The organism is Mesorhizobium carmichaelinearum, from assembly GCF_900199455.1.
GTDB classification, from domain to species: domain Bacteria; phylum Pseudomonadota; class Alphaproteobacteria; order Rhizobiales; family Rhizobiaceae; genus Mesorhizobium; species Mesorhizobium carmichaelinearum.
In genome coordinates this window covers 140466-147218 of record NZ_FZQR01000014.1, presented here as the reverse complement: position 1 = coordinate 147218, position 6753 = coordinate 140466, and the positions used below count along the sequence as shown (strand labels likewise).

Genomic DNA, 6753 nt, shown 5'->3' with positions numbered 1-6753 from the left:
GGCGCAGCTACAATGAGGAACGCCCGCATGAGGCACTCGCCATGGACACCCCAGCCCAGCATTACCGCCCCTCACGGCGCGCCATGCCAAGAACGCCGCCCGAGCCCGACTATCCGGACGAGGCGGCAGTGCGCCGTGTGCGCCAAAACGGCGAGATCAAGTGGAATGGTGGCTTCGTCTATGTCTCGCAAACACTGGCCGGTGAAGCCGTCGCCGCTGCAGAGGCCGAGGATGGCCAATGGACGCTCTGCTTCCATGCCCATCCGCTCGGCATCATCGACACCAAGCGTATGAAGCTCATCCGTCGCAGCGCCGCGCCAACCAATCCGCTTGGCGCTGCGGCGGAAGCATAGGGGGGAGAACTGTTACCCATGTATCCGGTTCAAAGTGTTACCCATCTATCGGCTGGACACGGCGAAGCCGGGACGGAGAGGGGGACGACGGTCGCGACGGCAGAGCCCTTCAATAACATACGCGCCTAAGGGCACTGGAATCGGCAAGCCCGGGCACTCTACGAAGGCCCCTCTCCGTCCCGGCTTCGCCGGGCCACCTCTCCCCACTTCGTGGGGCGAGGAAACCAGCACTCCGCATTGGCTTTTCCGCCGATTTCGGGCAAACCTCGTCCGGTATAACCGACATGGAGAAGCCTGATGTTCCGATGGGGTGTGTTGTCGACGGCCAAGATCGGCCGCGAGCAGTTGTTGCCGGCAATCGTCGAGGCGGAGAACGGCGTGCTGTCGGCGATCGCCAGCCGCGACCTGTCAAAGGCCAAGGCATTGGGTGAGCGTTTTGGCGCCCGCCATGCCTTCGGCTCCTATGAGGAGCTGCTCGCTTCCAAAGAAGTCGACGGCGTCTACATCCCGCTGCCGACATCGCAGCATGTCGAATGGACGGCGAAAGCCATCGAGGCGGGAAAACATGTGCTGGTCGAGAAGCCTCTCGCGCTCGACGCCAAGGACATCGCGCCGCTGATCAAGCTGCGCGACGCCAGGAAAGTGCTGGTCTGCGAAGCCTTCATGGTCATCTATCACCCGCAATGGATCAAGGTGCGTGATCTCATCGCCAGCGGCGCCATTGGCCGGCTGCGCCATGTGCAGGGCGCCTTCTCCTACTACAATGTCGACCCCAACAACATGCGCAACCAGCTCGACCTCGGTGGCGGCGCGCTGCCCGACATCGGCGTCTACCCGACGGTGTCGACGCGCTTCTCCACCGGCAAGGAGCCTAGCCGTGTGCAGGCGACGATCGAACGCGACAAGAAATTCGGCACCGACATCTATTCCTCGATCCGCGCCGATTTCGGCGACTTCGAACTGTCCTTCTATCTGTCGACGCAAATGGCGGCGCGCCAGGTGATGGTGTTCCACGGCGAGAAGGGCTTCATCGAGGTCTTTTCCCCGTTCAACGCCGGGCTCTACGATCATCACCGCGTCGAACTGCACAACCAGAACCACACCGAGGCGCAGGTATTCCGCTTTCCCGGCACGCAGCAATACCGGCTGGAGGTCGAAACCTTCGCGCGGGCTGCACAGGGCGGCAAGGAGCGCGTCTTCACGCTGGAGGAATCCGTGCTCAACCAGAAGGTCATCGACGCCATCTTCCGCGCCGGCGATAAGGACGGCTGGGAGGCAGTCTGACTAGCTCTCTGCAATAAATAGCCGGCTAATTCTGGAGGGAAAATGGCTGACGATGCGGACGTGGTCATTGTCGGCGCCGGCCTGGCCGGGCTGGTTGCCGCCGCCGAACTTGCCGAGGCCGGCAAGAAAATCATCATCGTCGACCAGGAACCGGAGCAGTCGCTGGGCGGCCAGGCGTTCTGGTCGTTCGGCGGGCTTTTCCTCGTCGATTCGCCGGAGCAGCGGCGCATGCGCATCCGCGATTCGCATGATCTGGCGCTCGAGGATTGGATGGGCACTGCCGCCTTCGACCGGCCGGAGGATTTCTGGCCGCGCAAATGGGCCGAAGCCTATGTCGGTTTCGCCGCCGGCGAGAAGCGCTCCTGGCTGATCGAGCGTGGCCTGAAGTTCTTTCCGGTCGTCGGCTGGGCCGAGCGTGGCGGCGGCAATGCCATCGGTCACGGCAATTCGGTGCCCAGATTCCACATCACCTGGGGCACCGGGCCGGGCGTTCTCGAGCCTTTTGTCCTGCGCGTGCGTGAGGCGCAGAAGCGCGGGTTGGTCAGCCTCAAGTTCCGCCACAGGGTCAACGAACTGACGCGGACGGGCGCCATCGTGACCGGCGTGCGCGGCGATATCCTCCAGCCGAGCACGGTCGAGCGCGGCCATAAGAGTTCGCGCGACATATCAGGCGATTTCGAACTGCATGCGCAAGCGGTCATCGTCGCTTCCGGCGGCATCGGCGCCAACCATCAGCTGGTGCGGGAGAACTGGCCCAAGCGGCTGGGCGACGCTCCGAAACGCATGATCACCGGCGTACCCGACCACGTCGATGGCCGCATGCTGGCGATCACCGAACAGGCGGGCGGCTCGATCATCAACCGCGACCGCATGTGGCACTATGTCGAGGGCATCAAGAACTGGGCGCCGATCTGGACCGAGCATGCGATCCGTATCCTGCCCGGCCCGTCCTCACTCTGGCTCGATGCCAGGGGAAAACGCCTGCCGGTGCCGCTCTATCCCGGTTTCGATACGCTGGGCACGCTCAGCCACATCATGAGCACCGGCTTCGACTATTCCTGGTTCATCCTGACCAGGAAAATCATCCAGAAGGAGTTCGCCCTCTCAGGCTCCGAACAGAATCCCGACCTGACGAACAAGAGCTGGTGGCAGGTGCTGGGCCGCGCGACATCGGGAATTCCGGGTCCGGTGAAAGCCTTCATGGAGAAGGGCGAAGATTTCATCGTCGAGGCTGATCTTTCGAAGCTGGTGGCGCGTATGAACGCGCTGGCCGGCGGTGAGCCGCTGCTCGATGTCGCTGAGGTCGAGCGAGAAATGCGCGCCCGCGACAGGCAGCTCGACAATCCGTTTTCCAAGGACATGCAGATCACCGCGCTGCGCGGCGCCCGCGCCTATCTCGGCGACAAGCTCATCCGCACGGCCAAGCCGCACAAAATGCTCGACCCGGCAAATGGTCCGCTGATCGCGGTGCGCCTCAACATCCTGACCCGCAAGACGCTGGGCGGCCTGCAGACCGATCTCGACAGCCGCGTGCTGGGTGCCGACGGCCAGCCGGTGCCCGGACTCTATGCCGTGGGCGAAGCCGCCGGCTTCGGTGGCGGCGGCGTGCATGGCTATGCGGCGCTGGAAGGCACGTTCCTTGGCGGTTGTATCTTCTCCGGCCGCAGCGCCGGCCGGGCGGCGGCTGCCTCGGTGGCGTGAAACGCCGCCATCGCAGTCGCCTGGGTCCTATACGCCCGGGCGATAAACATATGACTTTTTTATATTTTTCAGATTTCGCCCGCCTCGAATACAAATGCCGATGCTTTTATCTTTCTGCGTGCAGCCGGTCCTGAGCCGCTGCAGGCAGCCGCCACCTCGTGGCGGCGGAAAGAAGGAAGTCTTCGATGTTCCTCTCAGACGGGCTCTATCTGCCCACCCATCGCCCTTTGCCGGCGTCGCAGGTCGAACAGATCAGGCGTGCGGCCAACAGCAATCGCAGGCCGGTCAGCCTGATCGCGCCCTTCACACCGACATGGTGGCTGCTGGTCGTCGGCGCCTTGGTGGCCGCCGCCACGATCGCCGCCCAGCTTTCCTGAAGGCAGGAGATGACCATGCAAAGCTCCCTTATTCCCCCTGACGGAAACGCCCTTCACCGCTTCGTCGTCGGGCGCGATGGCGAAGGCCACTGGATCGCGCGTGACGAAGAAGGCCAGACCGGCGGCGTTTTTGCCGACAGGAATTCCGCTGTGCGTTTCGCCGCGATGGAAAGCGGCCATCGCGCCGGCGCGATCCGTTTCGCCCCGGCAAGTGTGCGGCTTTCCCTGTTCAACTGAGCCGCGCCGGTTCCGAACTGATCGGAACGATCTGGCCATGGACAATTCCAACGACATTGCTGGGCCAAACAGCGCCGATCTCGCCGGATTGCTTGATCGCCTGCCGCATGTCGGCAGGCTGCTCGAGCACCAGCTTTGGGAGGCGGCCCGCGCCCTGTCGCTCGACAGGTTGTCCCGGCAGGGCCGGCGGTTTGCCGGTCTGATGGAGGCTGGCGCCATGCTCGACGCTGTCCTCCTGCTGGTCGCTTTGTCGAAGCCGGAGCGCTCGGTGTCGGCCATCAGCAGGGCTGGCGAGCGCTGGTTCTGCTCCATTCAAACCACCGGGGCCGGCGCAGCCAAAGCGGACCACATCGATCTGGCAGCCGCGCTGCTGTCGGCCCTGCTTTCCTCGCACCTCGAAAAGACGGTGCATCCAGAAATTCATCCAGGAGAATCCCATGACGTCAGAACAAGCCCGAATGCGCCTGACCGGAGCGATGACCGCGCTGGTAACGCCATTCACCGACGGCGAGGTCGATCTGAAGCAACTGACCGCGCTGTTGCGCTGGCAGATCGAACAGGGAATCAACGGGCTGGTCCCATGCGGCACCACAGGTGAAGCCCCGACCCTGTCGTGGGAGGAGCGCCTCGACATCATCGCGCTGTGCGTAAAGATCGCCGCCGGCAGGGTGCCAGTTATCGCTGGCACCGGCACGAACAGCACCGAAACGACGATCGCCTTTTCGACAGCCGCCGAAGCCTTTGGCGCCGACGCCGCTCTCATCGTGACGCCCTATTACAACAGGCCGAGCCAGGAGGGGATCTTTCGCCATTTCGAAGCGATCGCAGCCAAGGTCAGGATACCGATCATCGTCTACAATGTGCCGGCGCGCACCGGCGTCGACCTTTCATTGGAGACGATCCAGCGCCTGGCGCAGATCCCAACCGTCCTCGGCATCAAGGATGCCACCGGCGATGTGAGCCGGCTATCCTCGCTTCCGGCCGTGCTCAGGCGTCGCTTCATCTGCCTCTCCGGCCACGACGCAACGTCGTTCGGCTTCAACACGATGGGCGGGCGTGGAACGATCTCGGTGGTCTCCAACGTCGCGCCGCGACTGTGCGTCGAGATGCATGATGCCTGCAGGCAAGGCGACCACCACACCGTGCGGGCCATCCATCATCGCTTGCGGCCGCTGATCGCGGCGCTCGAACTGGAGAGCAATCCCATGCCGGTCAAATATGCGCTCAGCCTGGCGCTGGGCATGAGCCCGGATGTTCGCTTGCCGATGACAGCTGTTCGTCCTGAAACCGAGGTCGCGATACGCGAGGCGATGTTGACGCTGAATGGGAGCATCGCCGGCGTCGTGCAATCAGGACCGGCGCTTGCCGCGCCCGTGCCGTGGCGGCTTTGACGAAGGCGCCTTGCCATCAGCGGCATAGACCAATCCCGGCTGGACGATCCATTCGCCAGCCCGGAGCGCTTCGACGTCGAAGCGTCCATCGGCGGCGCGCGTTGCGACACCGACATAGCGATATCGCGATCCACTCGCATCGACGACCGTATCGGCGATCGGGTGGCCGGCAAGTTGGCCGATGATTGCCCCCTGCTCTTTCAGATTTGCCAGGACAAAAATACTCCGTCGGCACCCTGCGGCTGACCCTGGAGGTCAGCCAGGCTGAATGTGGTCTCATGCTCGTCTGAAGCCAGTCTGTTGTTCCCGGCGCCGGTCAAGCGGCGGCCCGCAATTACATAGTCGCTGACCGCATAGGAATTCGAGAGCAGGTTTTGGGCAGAGTATAAAGGCCACATATGAAGGAGGGGCACTCACCAGAGCCAAGTACCCTGTCCAAGCGCGGCTACCGCGTCGACGATCCGTGTGAAACTCTCGCGGGCGCGGCCGACCGTGTGGCGGGCCCTGAGATAGCCGTGTACCAGGCCCGGCTCCTCGAACCAGGTGGCACGCCCGCCCGCCGCGACGATCCGGTCACGATAGGCTTCGCCGTCTGAAGACAGCGGGTCGCACTCGGCGGTGATCAGAACAGTCGGCGGCAGCTTGGCGAAATCGGTGTCGGCCAGCGGCGAGAGCGTTATGTCACCGGTCCGGTCGGCGCCACCGGTCCGGATGTGCTTGTAGAATTCGAGATCGCGCATGGTCAGCATCGGCGCTTCGGCATGCGTGACATAGGACCCCTTCGAGCGGTCGCCGCCGAGGCCTGGATAAATCAGCACCTGGCCGACCGGCCGCTTCGCCTGGCCACGCGTGGCGTGAGCGACGGCGGCGCAGAGATTGCCGCCGGCGCTGTCGCCGCAGAGCAGGATGGGATGATTGCGGGTGGCTGCCACCCATGCGAAGGCACTCATCGCATCGTCGAAGGCGGCGGGATGCAGGTGCCCCGGCGCCAGCCGGTAGTCGACCGAGACAACCTCGTAGCCGGTGCGGGCACAGAGCTCGGCGCAGACATCGTCATGGCTGTCCAGCCCGCCAAGGATGAAGCCGCCGCCATGGATGTAGAGCACTGTCGCCGCTGCTTCGAGCGCGCTTCGGTAGATGCGGATCGGGATGTCATGCGTGGGCGTTGCAATGGCTGAGGTTTCGACCGCCACGCCCTGGGGATAGCCGGCAAAGAACTCCCGGCACATGCGGTCATAGATCGCGCGTTGCTGGGCGATGGTGTAGTCGATCGTATCGGGCGGATAATAGGACTTGGTCCTGTCGATGAAGATCCAGGTCTCGGCGTCGATGAGGGTTTTGTAGTCGGTCATGGAACTCCTTTACCTCCCCCTTGATGGGGGAGGTCGCCGCGGAGCGGCGGGTGGGGGT

At 63.8% G+C, this 6753-nt stretch carries 7 protein-coding genes and 1 pseudogene; 7 read left to right on the top strand and 1 reads right to left on the bottom strand.

All coding sequences use genetic code 11. The features are described 5' to 3' along the window. The 7 genes and pseudogenes from CKW40_RS28415 to dapA form a co-directional block, all read left to right on the top strand. Positions 1-353, top strand: a pseudogene (locus CKW40_RS28415) (integrase); the annotation flags it as partial. A gap of 297 nt (positions 354-650) precedes the next feature. After that, the gene (locus CKW40_RS28410) at positions 651-1637 is read left to right on the top strand and encodes a Gfo/Idh/MocA family protein (protein ID WP_095203142.1); all 987 of its coding nucleotides are present in this window, start codon (positions 651-653) and stop codon (positions 1635-1637) included. A gap of 42 nt (positions 1638-1679) precedes the next feature. Next, entirely contained in the window at positions 1680-3338 is a 1659-nt protein-coding gene (locus tag CKW40_RS28405; protein WP_095203141.1) for an FAD-binding dehydrogenase, read from the top strand. 185 nt (positions 3339-3523) lie between these two features. Beyond that, positions 3524-3715, top strand: a complete 192-nt coding sequence (locus CKW40_RS28400; RefSeq protein ID WP_095203140.1) for a hypothetical protein — start codon at positions 3524-3526, stop codon at positions 3713-3715. 15 nt (positions 3716-3730) lie between these two features. After that, on the top strand, positions 3731-3952 hold the full coding sequence (locus CKW40_RS28395) for a hypothetical protein (RefSeq protein ID WP_244571316.1): 222 nt from the start codon (positions 3731-3733) through the stop codon (positions 3950-3952). 37 nt (positions 3953-3989) lie between these two features. Continuing rightward, complete coding sequence (locus CKW40_RS44690) at positions 3990-4550, top strand: hypothetical protein (RefSeq protein WP_244571315.1); 561 nt, start codon at positions 3990-3992, stop codon at positions 4548-4550. Beyond that, the gene (gene dapA, locus CKW40_RS28385; RefSeq protein WP_244571319.1) at positions 4438-5343 is read left to right on the top strand and encodes a 4-hydroxy-tetrahydrodipicolinate synthase; all 906 of its coding nucleotides are present in this window, start codon (positions 4438-4440) and stop codon (positions 5341-5343) included. Before CKW40_RS44690 ends, dapA begins: the two co-directional genes overlap by 113 nt. A gap of 413 nt (positions 5344-5756) precedes the next feature. On the opposite strand, the gene CKW40_RS28370 is transcribed toward dapA, so the two are convergent. Then, a complete protein-coding gene (locus CKW40_RS28370; RefSeq protein WP_095203135.1) occupies positions 5757-6695 on the bottom strand; it encodes an alpha/beta hydrolase in 939 nt (312 codons plus the stop codon). Positions 6696-6753: the final 58 nt, after the last annotated feature.

Excerpts from the sequence above, each read along its gene's own strand:
- CKW40_RS28395 (WP_244571316.1), top strand. The coding sequence starts at position 3,731 with ATGCAAAGCTCCCTTATTCCCCCTGACGGAAACGCCCTTCACCGCTTC.
- CKW40_RS44690 (WP_244571315.1), top strand. The coding sequence starts at position 3,990 with ATGGACAATTCCAACGACATTGCTGGGCCAAACAGCGCCGATCTCGCC.
- CKW40_RS28410 (WP_095203142.1), top strand. The coding sequence starts at position 651 with ATGTTCCGATGGGGTGTGTTGTCGACGGCCAAGATCGGCCGCGAGCAG.
- CKW40_RS28370 (WP_095203135.1), bottom strand. The coding sequence starts at position 6,695 with ATGACCGACTACAAAACCCTCATCGACGCCGAGACCTGGATCTTCATC.
- CKW40_RS28400 (WP_095203140.1), top strand. The coding sequence starts at position 3,524 with ATGTTCCTCTCAGACGGGCTCTATCTGCCCACCCATCGCCCTTTGCCG.
- CKW40_RS28405 (WP_095203141.1), top strand. The coding sequence starts at position 1,680 with ATGGCTGACGATGCGGACGTGGTCATTGTCGGCGCCGGCCTGGCCGGG.